This is a genomic window from Vibrio sp. C8 (genome assembly GCF_054051265.1).
Map to the genome: position 1 here is coordinate 45830 of NZ_JBPAOE010000052.1, position 14048 is coordinate 59877.

At 42.8% G+C, this 14048-nt stretch carries 11 protein-coding genes; 7 read left to right on the forward strand and 4 right to left on the reverse strand.

All coding sequences use genetic code 11. The features are described 5' to 3' along the window. The first annotated feature begins 39 nt into the window (after window positions 1–39). The 4 genes from ACRQQK_RS19675 (at window position 40) to rsmF (ending at window position 7398) form a co-directional block, all read left to right on the forward strand. The gene (locus ACRQQK_RS19675) at window positions 40–1839 is read left to right on the forward strand and encodes an ABC transporter ATP-binding protein (protein ID WP_457514240.1); all 1800 of its coding nucleotides are present in this window, start codon (window positions 40–42) and stop codon (window positions 1837–1839) included. Between the two features lie 33 nt (window positions 1840–1872). Continuing rightward, on the forward strand, window positions 1873–3129 hold the full coding sequence (locus ACRQQK_RS19680; RefSeq protein ID WP_457514242.1) for a PqiA/YebS family transporter subunit: 1257 nt from the start codon (window positions 1873–1875) through the stop codon (window positions 3127–3129). After that, a complete protein-coding gene (locus tag ACRQQK_RS19685) occupies window positions 3122–5785 on the forward strand; it encodes an MlaD family protein (RefSeq protein ID WP_457514243.1) in 2664 nt (887 codons plus the stop codon). Before ACRQQK_RS19680 ends, ACRQQK_RS19685 begins: the two co-directional genes overlap by 8 nt. A gap of 188 nt (window positions 5786–5973) precedes the next feature. Next, window positions 5974–7398 carry a 16S rRNA (cytosine(1407)-C(5))-methyltransferase RsmF gene (rsmF, locus tag ACRQQK_RS19690; protein WP_457514245.1) on the forward strand — a complete coding sequence of 475 codons (1425 nt, stop codon included), beginning with the start codon at window positions 5974–5976 and terminating at the stop codon, window positions 7396–7398. A gap of 222 nt (window positions 7399–7620) precedes the next feature. Here the strand turns inward: rsmF and ACRQQK_RS19695 are convergent, their stop codons facing one another. Continuing rightward, entirely contained in the window at window positions 7621–8454 is an 834-nt protein-coding gene (locus tag ACRQQK_RS19695; protein ID WP_457514247.1) for a CvfB family protein, read from the reverse strand. Window positions 8455–8567: 113 nt separating this feature from the next. Between ACRQQK_RS19695 and ACRQQK_RS19700 the strand changes: the two genes are divergently transcribed. Further along, on the forward strand, window positions 8568–9920 hold the full coding sequence (locus ACRQQK_RS19700; protein WP_457514248.1) for a hypothetical protein: 1353 nt from the start codon (window positions 8568–8570) through the stop codon (window positions 9918–9920). 24 nt (window positions 9921–9944) lie between these two features. On the opposite strand, the gene ACRQQK_RS19705 is transcribed toward ACRQQK_RS19700, so the two are convergent. Next, window positions 9945–10430 carry a PaaI family thioesterase gene (locus ACRQQK_RS19705; protein ID WP_457514249.1) on the reverse strand — a complete coding sequence of 162 codons (486 nt, stop codon included), beginning with the start codon at window positions 10428–10430 and terminating at the stop codon, window positions 9945–9947. Window positions 10431–10574: 144 nt separating this feature from the next. Beyond that, entirely contained in the window at window positions 10575–11465 is an 891-nt protein-coding gene (locus ACRQQK_RS19710; protein ID WP_457514251.1) for a putative PEP-binding protein, read from the reverse strand. A 206-nt stretch (window positions 11466–11671) separates the two neighbouring features. On the opposite strand from ACRQQK_RS19710, the gene ACRQQK_RS19715 reads away from it, so the two are divergent. Both ACRQQK_RS19715 and ACRQQK_RS19720 read left to right on the forward strand, forming a co-directional pair. Then, window positions 11672–12736, forward strand: a complete 1065-nt coding sequence (locus ACRQQK_RS19715) for a 3-deoxy-7-phosphoheptulonate synthase (protein WP_457514253.1) — start codon at window positions 11672–11674, stop codon at window positions 12734–12736. An 11-nt stretch (window positions 12737–12747) separates the two neighbouring features. Then, on the forward strand, window positions 12748–13230 hold the full coding sequence (locus ACRQQK_RS19720) for a YajQ family cyclic di-GMP-binding protein (RefSeq protein WP_457514254.1): 483 nt from the start codon (window positions 12748–12750) through the stop codon (window positions 13228–13230). A 78-nt stretch (window positions 13231–13308) separates the two neighbouring features. On the opposite strand, the gene ACRQQK_RS19725 is transcribed toward ACRQQK_RS19720, so the two are convergent. Beyond that, window positions 13309–14043: a chromosome partitioning protein ParA gene (locus tag ACRQQK_RS19725; protein WP_457514256.1), complete on the reverse strand. Its 735-nt coding sequence runs from the start codon at window positions 14041–14043 to the stop codon at window positions 13309–13311. Window positions 14044–14048 lie beyond the last annotated feature (5 nt).

A 14048-nucleotide genomic window follows, 5' to 3' on the forward strand; every position in this document is an offset into this window, starting at 1 on the left:
TATAATGCGCCAAACTAAATAGGATTTATTCTCATAAAGATGGCAAATTCCACAAACACTATTAGCCGTTCTTGGCTGATAACACAAGCGAAAAAGCATCAATCCAAGCTATTGTTTGCCAATGTAATTGCGATTGTTGCAACGCTAATCAGTGTGCCCATCCCACTTCTTATGCCTCTCATGGTTGATGAAGTACTGCTAAACCAACCTTCAACCGGTATCGAGATGATGAATCGTGTTTTGCCAACATCTTGGCAAACGGCAACAGGTTACATCGTCCTCACTCTGTTACTTGTCGTATTGATGCGAGCAACGAGCCAGATGCTCAACATTCTACAAAGCCGACAGTTCACGCTTGTCTCTAAAACCATCACGTACCAGATGCGGAGTAAGATGATAGATAAGTTGGGGCGAATTAGCATAAAACAATACGAGACTCGGGGAAGCGGTGGAATAAATGCCCATTTGGTTACGGATATTGAAACCATAGACCAATTTATCGGGTCTACGTTAAGCAAATTTATTATTGGCGTGTTGACCGTCAGCGGTACTGCGATTGTTCTATTGTGGATTGAGTGGCGCTTAGGACTCTTCATCCTATTGGTAAACCCTGTCGTGGTTTATTTTTCGCGTTTACTAGGCAGCAAAGTCAAGCACCTGAAGAAAAGAGAAAACCAAGCCTTTGAACGCTTTCAAAACAGACTGGTAGAAACCCTTGATGGTATTTATCAACTTAGAGCGGCCAACAAAGAACGTGAATTTCTTACTGAGCTAAAACAACAGGCCAATGAAGTACGTTTAAGTGCGGACAAATATGCATGGCAATCTGAAGCTGCTGGCCGCTTGTCATTCCTGTTGTTTTTGCTTGGCTTCGAGTTGTTTAGAGCTGCAGCCATGCTCATGGTGGTGTTCAGTGATCTTTCTATTGGGCAGATGTTTGCAGTGTTTGGCTATTTGTGGTTCATGCTTTCACCGGTTCAGGAGCTGTTAAGTATTCAATTTTCTTGGTACAGCGCCAAAGCCGCGCTTGGACGAATTAACACTTTACTTGATTTGGAAGAAGAACATCGTCCAGTCAGTAAAGTTAATCCTTTCACTGAAGAAAGAGAAGTTGAAGTGACAGTTTCGAACGTCAATTTTTCATATGACGGTGAAAACAATGTCCTCAATGATTTGTCTCTTAGTATCCCATCAGGTAAAAAAGTTGCACTGGTCGGAGCAAGTGGCGGAGGAAAATCGACTCTAATACAACTGTTGATTGGTGTTTATCGAGCGAATTCAGGGCAAATAAGTTTCAATGGCGAGACATGTGACGACATTAGTTTCGATGTTATCCGTGGGGAAATTGCTGTTGTTCTACAACAACCTATACTCTTTAATGACACTTTAAGGCACAATTTGACCCTAGGCGGTGAACATGATGAAGCTGATCTGTGGCGCGCTCTTGAAATTGCGCAAATGCAGGATGTGATCAGTAAGCTGGATCATGGATTGGATTCTCAAATTGGCCGCAATGGTATTCGTCTTTCTGGTGGTCAGCGTCAGCGCTTAGCCATTGCACGCATGGTATTAAGTAATCCCAAGTTCGTCATTTTAGACGAAGCGACATCAGCACTCGATACCGCAACAGAAAGTGCCTTACATAAGGCATTGAACGAGTTCTTAAAAGGACGAACCACTTTGATAGTCGCGCACAGACTTTCAGCAGTGAAACAAGCAGATTTGATTTATGTATTGGAAGATGGACGCGTTAGCCAAGCTGGCACACATAGAGAACTGGTTGAGCAAGAAGGGCTATATCAAACACTCTATGGTTCAGTACAATCCTACGCCAACTAGTGACAATGTCACATCAAGTTCAAGGGGTATCGGATGAAAGTGAGAGCGATAGAAAAACATCTATCCACTCCTTCTGGAATACGCCTTTGCCAAGGGTGTGAGTTGCCCGTTGACGTCATCAGCGTAGATAAAGGGAAAAGTGCGTATTGCCCTCGGTGCGGTACACAGCTTTATCGTGGTGGGCAACCTTCCCTTTCCGGCAACTTAGCGTTAGCTATTACCTGCCTTTTGTTGTTTATACCCTCTCACTTTTTCGATTTTATTCGTATTCGGCTGGTCGGCGTTATGATACCGGCGACACTCCCTTCCGGTGTAGAAGCACTCTATAACGAAGGATATGGCGGTTTAGCACTACTCGTGTTTTTCTGTGCTTCGTTAGCTCCATTTATACTTTGCTGTAGTGTTGTTGGTGCGCACATTGCGTTAAGACACAATAATTTCTCCCTGATGCGTTACTCTCTGCTGCTGATCTCCAAGCTTAAACCTTGGGTAATGATCGATGTATTTTTGGTAAGTATCGCTGTTTCATGTTTCAAACTGATTGATATCTCTGATGTCTTCGTTGGTCCCGGACTCTATGGGCTGGTTTTGCTACAGATATTTACCGTGCTGCTTATCAGTCGTATCAGTGTGAGGCGTTATTGGGAAGCGTGGCGACCAGAAACAGACTATCCGCTAGAGATCAAACATGTACACTGCCACAACTGCCACCTATCTCAACCGGAGAATTCAAACTGCATTCGTTGCCATGAAAAGCTCTACCATAGGAAACCCAAATCGATTGAAAGAACCTGGGCGTATTTATTGGCCGCGACAGTTTCAATTATTCCAGCCAATTTTTTACCTATTTCAGTATTGCTGACCAACGGCAAAAGACTTGAAGACACTATATTTTCAGGTGTAGCGTCGCTGATTAACAGTGGTATGGTTGGAATTGCAGTCATCATTTTTGTGGCAAGTATTGTGGTACCAGTCGCCAAAATACTTGGCTTAACTTATCTCCTACTTGCTATAAAATTTAAGCGAAGCGTCTTTTTCCGTCAAAGAATGATCATATACTTTGTTATCAAATGGATAGGAAAATGGTCTGTAATGGACCTGTTTGTTATTTCTATAATGTTAGCGGTAGTTGACCGTGGGCAGTTGCTCGATTTTACTCCCGGATATGGTGCAATAGCTTTTGGAATGGTGGTAGTACTGACGCTTTTAGCAGCAGAAAGCCTCGACCCAAGGCTCATTTGGGACAATTACCGCGACGATAACAATAAACAAGAGTCAGTTGATGAATAAAAATATTACTCAGCAAACCTCCTACAAGCCAGATGTCAAAAGGAACAAAGGGATCTCTCCTTTGTGGATTTTGCCGATCCTCACTGTCGTGCTGGCTGGTTGGTTAATAATGAAATCTATCCATGATGCTGGTGAACGGATTCAAATTTACTTCTCTAATGCGCAAGGTCTGGTAGCAGGAAGAACACCTGTTCGCTATCAAGGCTTAGAAGTCGGTATGGTCAGAGACATCAAGTTGTCGCCTAACCTAGACAGCATTTATGTCGACACCGACATATATCCAGATGCAAAAAGGCTGCTTTCTGAAAAAACGCGGTTTTGGTTGGTTAAACCCACAGCAAGTTTGTCTGGTATTTCTGGTCTAGATGCTTTGGTATCGGGTAACTACATTGCCATTGATCCGGGCGATGAAATTATTGAAGACAATGATTACGATGCAGACGATCATCCTCAAAGCTATCAAGCGTTCGATTCGGCACCGTCAGATTTACTCGCCAATCAGGGTTTAACCATTACTCTAAAAGCACGTGATTTAGGCGGAATTTCTGTCGGTTCGCAAATCGTCTACAAGAAAATCCCTATCGGTGAAGTATATAACTATCAATTGGCGGACGATAACAAATCCGTCATTATCGACGCGTCGATTCAAGAGCAATACCGCAATGTCATAACAACAGAAAGCCGTTTTTGGAACGTAAGCGGTATTGGCGCTAACTTAGGCTTAGGTGGCGTTGATATTCGTATGGAAAGTGTAGCCGCTTTATTGGGTGGGGCTATCGCCGTTGACTCTCCTGACGAAGGAGAACCCGCGGAACAAAATGCTCAATTTAAACTGTACCCTGATCTCAGAACCGCTGGACGCGGCGTGGCAATTAAGATTGTTCTTCCCGATGATAACAACATCAGCCTTTCTGGTGCCCCAATCATGTATAGAGGGTTGGAAATCGGTCAAATTACCAACTTGCAATTGGACGAAGAACGTAGAAAGATCATTGCATCCGCAGCTATTCAGCCTGCCTTTAGCGATATGTTGAACAACGGTAGTAACTTCGTTCTTGAAGAAGCCAAAATAGCGCTGACAGGTGTTGAAAACCTAGGCAATCTTTTCAAAGGTAACTATCTAACTCTGATTCCCGGTGAAGGTGATCGTTCTCGTCACTTTGTAGCAGTACGTAAGCAAGAATTTAACCGTACTCAAGCGAAATCCGTCGCCTTAAAACTTATCTCCGACAGCTCATTTGGTCTTAGTGCCGGCACCGATATTTTGTATAGAGGTGTTGCCGTTGGTAGTGTTACAAAAGTCACTCTCAAGCCTGATAACGTAGAGTTCGACACGCTGATTGATGAAGAATACGTTCCATTTATTGGTTCGAATAGTCGCTTTTATGTCACAGGTACTGCGACCGCCGAACTGACGGAATCAGGATTAAACGTTTCTATTCCTCCTGCGAAACAACTACTGACGGGTTCTATTAGCTTTGTCAGTGAAGGCAGCAAGCAGATTCAGTCACAATATCGGCTTTATCAAAGTCAATCATTAGCAGAGTTAGCTAAATACAATCAGTCCGGCACACAAACATTTACTTTAATGGCAGAAGAGCTTCCTCCAGTAAGTACGGGCAGCCCACTTCTCTATCGCAACCTGCGCGTGGGCAATGTAGCTGGTTATATACTGACGTCCAAAGGCGTTGAGATTAAGGTAAAAATTGAAAATCAGTACAAGCACCTCATTACGAGTCAAACAGTGTTTTGGAACCGCTCTGGCGTCGAGATTGATGCTTCACTGACAGGCATAAGTGTTAAAGCCGCACCGCTACAAACATTGATTCAAGGTGGTATCGCGTTTGACAACATCAGTGGTGTAGAGAACAAAATCGACAGCAAATGGGTGCTTTATCCAAGTTATCAACAAGCGCAAAAATACGGCAAAACCATCACTCTTACAGCTTCAGGAGATGTGACGATTCCTGTCGGCACCAACATCAAATATCAAGGTGTATCCGTAGGTGAAGTGGTCAGTGTCACACCTAGTTTCACTGCAAATAAAATTGCGATTACCGCGCGAATAAAACCTGAATACAGCAAAAATATCGCATTAAAAGGATCCGTATTTTGGATTGCTGAAGCCAAGGTCAGCTTAACTCATGGCATTGAAAACATAGAGAACCTGCTAAGCAAATCGATTGAGGTTAAGCCGGGAGATGGCGAGCCTGCCTATTCATTCCCGTTGTCAGAACTACCCTATAAGAAAACCAGTATCTCGTTTACCCTACAAAGCGAAACTAAAGGATCAGTTTCCGTTGGTACCCCTGTTTTATTCAGAGGTATGGATGTTGGCCGAGTAACTCGAGTTCAGCTAGGAAACCTTGCTGACAGAGTGATTTCAACCATCGAAATTGAACCTGAGTACAGCTATCTCATTCGCCAAAACAGTGTCTTCTGGAATGTTTCAGGCGTGGATGTTTCTATCGGTTTATCAGGCGCAGATATCAAAGCAGGTACGTTCGACAGTATTGTTCGTGGCGGCATTACCTTCTCTACTCCGGAACAAAAGCAGCTCATGCCAGTTGCTAAAGCAGGACAATCTTTCTATTTATATCCGCGCGCTGAAGAAGGTTGGAAACAATGGCGCACTGCGATTCCACAACCGAACTAGTGCACGACTAAGCTAGCAACTTCAAAGCAATAAGAAATAATAAATAAGCGTGGAAACACGCTTATTTCCTTTCTCCGCTTAACAAGGTTTAATCCAACAGTAAAACCACGACTTCAAATAAAACGGTGATGCCGCTATAATCTGCCGCCTACTACCCACTCTGTCCTCTAGCTAGCCGAGATTACGTTTTGCATCCTAATATTTCCTTCCCAGAGCTGTTCCTTTCTTCAATGGCCGAGATCCTTCCACCTGAGTTAAACATGGAAGATTTCATTGCAGCATGCCAAAGACCGTTACGTAAAAGTGTTCGCGTCAACACGTTGAAAATCTCTGTAGAGGAATTCAAAAAACGCGCTGAAGATAAAAACTGGGCTTTAGAACCTGTACCTTGGTGTGATACTGGTTTCTGGATTGATGCTGACGAAAGTGACGTACCTCTGGGGAATACCGCGGAACATATGGCTGGCTTGTTTTATATCCAAGAAGCCAGCTCAATGATGCCTGTATCAGCACTGTTCACCGCTGAAGACAGCTCTTACCTATCAGTGCTAGACACAGCTGCGGCTCCGGGTTCTAAAACAACACAGATTGCAGCCCTAATGCAAAACAACGGTATTTTGGTAGCCAATGAGTTCTCAGCTAGCCGTGTAAAAGTCCTGCATGCCAACATAGAACGCTGCGGCATTCGCAACACTGCCCTGACTAACTTTGATGGACGAGTGTTTGGCAGTTGGTTACCAGAGCAATTTGACGCCGTATTGTTGGACGCGCCGTGTTCAGGCGAAGGAACCATTCGTAAAGATCCAGATTCTTTGAAAAACTGGAGCAAAGAATCCATTCAAAGTATTGCAGATACACAAAAAGAGTTGATTGAAAGCGCATTTCAGGCTCTCAAAGTAGGTGGCGTACTTGTATATTCAACCTGTACATTAAGCCGTGAAGAAAACCAAGATGTTTGCCAGCATCTTAAACAGACATTCGGCGATGCAGTCAGTTTCGAATCATTAGCTTCTCTATTCCCTGAAGCCAATAAAGCACTAACGGAAGAAGGTTTCCTGCATATATTCCCGCAAGTTTATGACTGCGAAGGCTTCTTCGTGGCTAGAGTCCGTAAGAATGGCAGTGTAGATACACCAGCAGTAAAAAAACGCTTAGGTAAGTTCCCGTTTGAAAAAGCCAATTCGAAGATCTCAAATGACGTGAATCAAGAGCTAAAAAAATGCTTAGGTATTTCGCTGCCAGACAGCAGTTCAGTCTGGCTTCGTGACAACGATGTATGGTTATTCCCTGATGCATTAGAGCCAATGCTGGGTGAGCTACGTTTCTCACGCATGGGGATAAAAATTGCCGAAACGCACAAAAAAGGCTATCGCTGGCAACACCAAGTTGCAACCACTCTTGCAACGGGTAATGAAGCCTGTTGTATTGAACTCTCGATTGAAGACGCCAGAGAATGGTATATGGGGCGTGATGTTCGTCCGCAAGGACAAAGTGGTCAAGGTGAAGTCATCGTCCGCTTTGGTAACGATGTGATTGGATTAGGTAAATGGGTTGGGAACAGAGTGAAAAATGGATTACCAAGAGAGTTAGTTAGAGACAAAAACCTATTCTAAAAAGCAAACTTCTCTTTTGTAAAATCAAACTATAGTATGAAATTCTAGCTAACCCTCGCTAAACGAAGAGCCTGTACTACACTTATCTGTAAGTGCAAATTAGCGCAGGCTCTTCGGAGCCATTCCCCTAGGCCCAAAAATGTAAAGCATTTCGGGCCTTTTTTTTATTCTGGAGAAACAAGGTTATTCAGGAGGAACAAACCGGGCCATAAAGCTTGGCATTTAAGCCAAGCGGATACCATCTTTCTCGATAACAATTTTGCCTTGTTTGTACAAAGTACCGATAGATTTCTTAAACGTCCCTTTACTGGTGCGGAACTCAGCAAAGATAGCTTCAGGCGTTGATTTATCACTTAAAGGCATAGAACCGCCTTTCTTAGCCAGAGTCTCTAATATCTTCTCGCTCAAGTCGTCCATCTTCTCAACACCGATCTTCTGTAAAGAGAGATCAATTTTGCCATCAGGGCGAATATTCTTGATGAAGCCTTTCAGCTTTTTACCGATGAATAACTTGCCGAAAACTTCTGAAGGGAAAATCATTCCCCAATGCTCACCATTCACTATCGCTTTGAAGCCCAAGTCTGAACGTTCAGCGATAATTAAATCAACCTGCTGGTTCTTAGTGTAATTAGCTGGAGATTTATCCAACCATTTATTGAACTTAGTGGTACCAACGATACGACCAGACGCTTTATCTGTGTAAACATAAACCAGTACGCTTTGACCCGGCTTAAAGCGTGTACGTTGCTCGCTAAATGGAAGCAACAAATCTTTATTTTTGATACCCCAGCTTGCAAACGCGCCAGTGCTGTTGACACTTTCAATCGTCATTAAGCCCCATTCACCCACTTGAGCCACAGGTTTTTCAGTTGTAGCAGCCAATTGATTGTCTGAATCGAAATACAAAAATACGTCAACATAGTGTCCGAGTTCTACGCCCTCAGGAGCCATGCGTTTTGGCAACATTGTTGTGCCATATTCGCCCGCATCTAAAAACACGCCAAACTCAGCGATTTTTACCACTTCTAGACTGTTAATCTTGCCAACGTTAATCATTAATTACTGTCTCACCTCAAATTTGCAGAGATTATACGTTATCTCTGTTATGCTTTCGCCTGTTCATCAGAGAAAATTTCGTTATTTTTTTCGAAGATAGTTAGGAGTTATTGTTGATCACGGTAGATAAGCAAGATGCGGTTACGTTAAAAATTACCACTGAGATGTCAGAGAGCAAAAAACTGGACCTAGATATGTATGTCTTTGTTCCGGGCGAACTAGGACTCACCTCGGACGTAATGACTGAGTCTGATTTTTTTTACAGCTCCATCCATCAAAAGCGCGCCTACTACAGTGACAAAATTCTTCTTCCGCTTGTGCACAGTCGACTTGCTCAACGTGGCAGGCTCTCACCTACACAATACCGTGTAAGTTTAAGTTTGTTTGCTTATCAATATGTTATCGCATTAGACAAAGCCGTTAACCAACTCAATCTATCAAGTGACAGCGTCACTGAGGATGAAGTCGATACCGTTATTGAACTCTCTTTAGACATACTAAAACGCTTACGTCGAAGCATTCCGTACGAAGAAGGTTTAAAGCGTTACTACGCAAATATCGACAACTACCTATCTTGGTATACCGAACAGAAATTCTTATCCATGGTGTCTCAACTGGCTCGTGATAAAGAATACAAAACCATCAAAGAACGCCTGATCACTCTGGTCGAAAAAGAGCAAGCGCACCGTACTTTGAACAACTATAACTCTGTCAAAGCCGATCAAGATATAACCCGCTTGAGTAACAAAATGCGTTTGCTACGACGTTTGATAGAGCATCCGATTATCCTTACTGAAAAGGTGACTTCTTTAGGCAAGAATATGAGACGCGCAGTCAAAGGGCTAGCAACGGGTTTAGTGATGGTGTTTGTAACTATTACAGCGATTCTGGCGCGAGATTATTGGGGAGAAATCACCGCTTCATTCATCATTGCTATGTCTTTCGTTTATGCACTGCGCGAGATATTCAAAGACGACTTGAAAGACATGATGTGGCGATGGATTCGCAAAGGAAAACCTAAGTGGCGAAGACGCTATTTTGACCCGACGACAGGCAAACACGTCGGTCAAAAAATAGAATGGCTTGACTATAAGCCCCTGTCAGCTTTGGCTGATCGCATTAAAACCATACGTAAGAAACGTGTGGTACAACGAGAAGAACAAATCCTTCATTACCGTTCAGAAACCGAAATGACAACGTCACGTTTCATGAGCGGTTATGAAGAAACTCGAGATGTAATGCTGATCGACCTCCGCGCCCTAACCCGCTTGATGGATAAAGGCTCCAACCGAATTTATCGGCTGAACAATGGTCAGGTAAGCCGAGAATCCGTCGAAAAACGTCATCTAATCAACTTGATCATTAAAGAAGACGGACATAAGCAAAGTCCTCGTTACTATCGCTGGAAAGTCGTACTCAACCGAAGCAAAATCGTCGATATTGAGAAAACCGAAGTTCAACAATAGTCGGGCTATACCACCTCAGTCAGGCTAAGCGCGTTTATTAATGCGCTTAAGTGACAATGTTAACAAAAACTCCGCCATTGGCTCATCACCATGCAACGATGGGCAAGTGGCGACAATTTTTACGTCTTTATTAATTCGCTCACCTGTTGCAATGGTTTCGTCCAGCATTGCATCTATCAGTTCTCCATCATCACAATGAAAGTGCACATCCGCTTCGGGACGTTTAAAAAACTCCGCTTTGACCGCTTTAAAAGCCAGCGACACCTTTTCTCCACGTTGCCCTGCTTTATCCATAGCCATAAAGCCACCAGCTACGTCAGCTCCAACAGCAAGCACACCAAAGTACATGCTGTTCAAATGGTTTTTGTTGCGTCGTTTTAAAGGAATACGGATTTCTATCGATTTCTCATTGAGAGATAGAATTTGAGGGCGGCATGCCCAAATCAAAGGAACTTTAAAAAAACCAAATGACTTGAGATACCAATTTGCTTTAGTAAGTGTAGAGAGCATGTTTCTGACCTTTTAAGGTATGTTGTTTTATATTTATTCGGTCAGTTAAAGGGATGCTGGATAAAGTGTCAACATTTCGCTAACAAAACTAAGAGATCAGTGATGCTATCACCAATCTCTTAATTCTCAATCAAGAACAGAGACTTAAAAGTTAAAAATAGACTCTGGCTGGATGTTTTCTACAAGATGTTCCTGCAGTTTCGGATAGTTTTCTAAACCACGAGTAACAACCACTACAGGTTTTTTAGCCAAGTTTGCAGCAGTTACAGCAAGGTTTGCTAATTGAATTACCGCTTCGCTTTCTGGGTTATATAAATAGCTAATAGCATCATTATGTTTATCCACCGCTAACGTCATCTGCGTCAGGTCGTCCCAATCGATGACAACACCATCAAAGTACTGCAGCAGTTTCTCTGCAACTAGCGCAGCCGAAGGCACACTACAAACATACAGTACTTTCAGACCATTTAAACCACGTGGTAAACCTTGTTCAGCAAGACGATCAATAATGGTGGCCGCATCGCTCAACGCTCTGACAAACGGTACAACGATCTCTACGTTATGGCCTTTCTCTTGTAGTGCCTTAATCACTTTGCACTCTAGAGCAAACGCCGGTGAATACTTGCTAGAAGCAAATCGAGACACACCACGGACACCCATTACTGGGTTAACTTCATCTTCTTCTATGCTTCCGCCAATCAGAGCTTTAAACGCATAGCTGTCTGAGGAACTTAAACAGATTCGAATAGAAGTATGTTCAGCACTGATCGACTGCGTAATACAGTCCACAAGGACTGAGACAAAATGCTCTTCTATCGACAATCCGTTAAGTAGAGATTTCAATGAGTTTTGTTCTAACTCAGGAAGCAACTCTACTCCACCCGCGGCCAATGCAGGATGGTAGAACACACTCTCTGCAATCAATTCAGACAGCGATATAAATAAAGCATGGCTACTTTGCTGTGGCTCCGCATTTGGCAGGGTATTTCCCAACACCAATTCTTGATGGATGGTTCCTTGTTGTTCAAAACTCATTACTGCTCCAATTACCGTTTTGTTGTTTGCTCGAAAATACCGAGTCAAAGAGAGAAAAACAAGCATATATTCAATAGTTATGGCGAATAAATGAATATATTTTCACTTTACACTTTTTATGAGCGTCAAATGCTCGCAACTGTTTATTATGACAGCCAAATTCGCTATCTTTAGCGCTTCGCAATAAAAGGACAGGCTATTCTCCTATGCCAACCAAAACAGATGAATTAAGAACCCAAGCGTTGGGACCAATGCCAACTCCGGCAGAACTTAGCCAAGCACATCCAATTACGGAAGAAGTTGCACAAAGTATTGCCCACTCTCGCAGACAAATCGAACAGATTCTTACTGGCGAGGACGATCGCCTTTTGGTCATCGTAGGCCCTTGTTCTGTGCACGACACCGAAGCAGCTTTAGATTACGGTCAGCGTTTAAGTGCAATTCAGGAACAATATAGCAATGAATTGTTTATTGTTATGCGAACTTACTTTGAAAAACCGCGCACAGTTATTGGTTGGAAAGGTTTAATTACCGATCCAAACTTAGATGGCTCTTATGCATTAGAAACCGGTCTAAACAAAGCACGTAAACTTCTGTTAGATATCAATAAGCTTGGTCTTGCAACCGCGACTGAGTTCCTGGATATGATCACGGGTCAATATATCTCTGATTTGATTACTTGGGGAGCCATTGGCGCACGTACGACAGAATCTCAAATTCATAGAGAAATGGCTTCTGCCCTGTCTTGTCCAGTTGGTTTCAAGAACGCTACCAATGGCAATGTAAAAATTGCTATTGATGCTATTCGCGCTTCTCATGCCCAACACTACTTTTATTCACCAGATAAAAATGGTCGTATGACAGTGTATCGCACTGCGGGTAACCCATTCGGTCACGTTATCTTACGTGGTGGCGAATCTGGACCAAACTTTGACGCAGCATCCATTGATGAAGCGTGTAAGCAACTAACCCAATTTAATTTACCGGAACGTCTAGTGGTCGATTTCAGCCATGCGAACTGCGAAAAGCAACATCGTAAACAATTAGACGTTGCTCAAAACATTTGTGATCAAATCGAGTCCGGTAGTCATAAAATAGCGGGTATCATGGCTGAAAGTTTTATTGAGGAAGGAAACCAGTCTATGGTTGACCTTGATAATCTGACGTACGGCCAATCTATCACTGACCCTTGTTTGGGCTGGGAAGATACCAAGGCAATGCTGGCAATGCTGGCTGAGTCGATCAAAGTACGCCGCTCCAATCAACAATAAGGAAACTTAACATGCCTTCTTTTGATATCGTTTCTGAAGTCGATACTGTTGAAGTACGTAACTCTGTTGAGAACTCTGTACGTGATCTAGCAACACGTTTTGACTTCCGCAACGTTGAAGCCAGTTTTGAACTTAAAAATGAAACAGTAAAACTTACTGCCCCAGACGATTTCCAAATTACTCAGATGATGGACATCCTGCGTAACAACCTCGCGAAACGTGGTGTTGATCCTCGCTCAATGGAATCGAAAAAATCGGTACCGTCAGGTAAAACTTGGTCTAAAGAAGTGGTTTTCAGACAAGGTATTGAAACCGATTTAGCGAAGAAAGTCGTTAAAATGATTAAAGATGAGAAGCTAAAAGTTCAAGCATCCATTCAAGGCGACAAAGTACGTGTAACGGGTAAAAAGCGTGATGATTTACAAACAGTGATCGCTTTCCTACGTGGTTCTGAATTGGAACAACCATTCCAATACAACAATTTTCGCGATTAATCAGAATAGTTGTCCATACTAAGTTGATAAAAAAACCAGCCACTTGGCTGGTTTTTCTTTGTCCATTTCGATTCGAACTTAAAGTCCAATTTCTTCTGAAAGTGCTTTAATTTGCTCTAAGTCCATCTGATGAATTCTTAGCATTTGATCAATTTGGCTAATTCTAGAACTCGCAGCATCCTGTTTGTCACAAGAGTCAGAGGTCGCATCCCATGATTTGCCTTCTAGATATACATCACACTCTTTTTTTAGTGTTTTTAGCTTTGGTACCAACTCGTCACGTTCTTTCTGCAAGGCTTCAACTTCTTGCTTAATTTTCAGCTCTTGCTGGAATAACTCGCGTGAACGCTCAAGCATAGTTGTTTGCATATCTGACTGGCGATTTAGTTTGGCATTTTGCTGCGCAGTTTGCTCAAGTTGCGCTTTTTGTTCTGCGACTTGCGTTTCTAGAGACATATTCACTTTTTCAAGCTCAGTTAGCTGAGATTCAATATTCGCAATCGCTTGTTGATGTTTCTGTTCTTGCTCTTCCATCGCAGCAGCTAATTGCTTATCAAATTCTTCTTTAGCATTGGCCTTATTTTGCTCTTCAACCGCAACTTGTTCTGTTTTGATTTCTTGGTTCTTTTGATATTGACCTTCAAGAACTTGGTATGTCTTTTCCCACTTTGAAGCCGTTACTGAAGAGCCAATCAGGCCTCCAAGTGCCAACCCCAATACAGCGGTTACAGCTATGTATACAACACCCTTTTTATCACGCTGCTCGATAACGACAACATCATCATGATCATCATCTAAATCTGTTTGATTCATTTTTT

What these genes read in the sequence shown, in the direction of transcription:
- ACRQQK_RS19720 (WP_457514254.1), top strand. Translation starts at nt 12,748, where the DNA reads ATGCCTTCTTTTGATATCGTTTCTGAAGTCGATACTGTTGAAGTACGT.
- ACRQQK_RS19680 (WP_457514242.1), top strand. Translation starts at nt 1,873, where the DNA reads ATGAAAGTGAGAGCGATAGAAAAACATCTATCCACTCCTTCTGGAATA.
- ACRQQK_RS19710 (WP_457514251.1), bottom strand. Translation starts at nt 11,465, where the DNA reads ATGAGTTTTGAACAACAAGGAACCATCCATCAAGAATTGGTGTTGGGA.
- ACRQQK_RS19715 (WP_457514253.1), top strand. Translation starts at nt 11,672, where the DNA reads ATGCCAACCAAAACAGATGAATTAAGAACCCAAGCGTTGGGACCAATG.
- ACRQQK_RS19705 (WP_457514249.1), bottom strand. Translation starts at nt 10,430, where the DNA reads ATGCTCTCTACACTTACTAAAGCAAATTGGTATCTCAAGTCATTTGGT.
- ACRQQK_RS19685 (WP_457514243.1), top strand. Translation starts at nt 3,122, where the DNA reads ATGAATAAAAATATTACTCAGCAAACCTCCTACAAGCCAGATGTCAAA.
- ACRQQK_RS19675 (WP_457514240.1), top strand. Translation starts at nt 40, where the DNA reads ATGGCAAATTCCACAAACACTATTAGCCGTTCTTGGCTGATAACACAA.
- ACRQQK_RS19725 (WP_457514256.1), bottom strand. Translation starts at nt 14,043, where the DNA reads ATGAATCAAACAGATTTAGATGATGATCATGATGATGTTGTCGTTATC.
- ACRQQK_RS19695 (WP_457514247.1), bottom strand. Translation starts at nt 8,454, where the DNA reads ATGATTAACGTTGGCAAGATTAACAGTCTAGAAGTGGTAAAAATCGCT.